Raw genomic sequence first — 754 nt, 5'->3', positions numbered from 1 at the left:
CGACATGATCTGAGCTACGCGGGCATAGGCGCTCAAATAATGGGCAACGGGATATACCTTTCATCCCGAAAGGCAACAGGGTGTTACTATCCAATCATTTACAGCTTGGCAGAACGCTCATTATCCCAATTTAAGAGCGCTCAAACCTGTGTATCGCTGAACAATCGAGCGGCCACAAGAGTACTTGAAAGAATGAATGCAGGCACAAGTTCAACTCGATATGCCCTGAGACTTTTTTTCCCATCCTGACGCCAAGACGAAATGTTTATACCTACATCGCAATTCACTTTTCTTCAAACCATAAGACGCCAGCATAAAAAAATTGCTTGCGAATTCAGGCGCGCATACAAAGAAAGCCAGTACATACAAGAAATCGTGAATGCCGGAATGGGAATTGATACACATCTAAAAAATTGGGTCTTCGAGAACGGACTACGCGAAGATCAAGCCGGCTACAATGTTCGCCAAGGGGATCATACGGCCTTAGTAATCTATAAAAAAGGGGAAACTATAACCGAAATAGAAGCGATGAATCTTTTACCTTTAACAACGTCTCTACTTGATAAAGTTCCCGGGGTTTTTTTTGCTGCAATATCAGTCCTTGGGCCTAATGCAACTCTGAAAGAGCACACGCACACCAGGCAGCATTATGTCTACCATCTCTTACTGGAGGACCTAATTAACGGTTGCTGCGAGATGCAATGTAACGGTCATAAGAAAGAGTTACGTAATGCAGGAGACGAGATAATGTTTG

The 754-nt window shown here is 43.6% G+C and carries 1 protein-coding gene; it reads left to right on the top strand.

Annotation, left to right across the window (positions count from 1 at the left end; translation table 11 throughout):
* Positions 1-387 precede the first annotated feature (387 nt).
* Positions 388-754, top strand: a 367-nt coding sequence (locus tag A3730_RS29200) for an aspartyl/asparaginyl beta-hydroxylase domain-containing protein (RefSeq protein ID WP_197477762.1), incomplete at its 3' end; no start/stop codon positions are given.

The organism is Alcanivorax sp. HI0044 (assembly GCF_001634945.1).
This window is presented reverse-complemented; position numbering and strand designations above follow the sequence as displayed.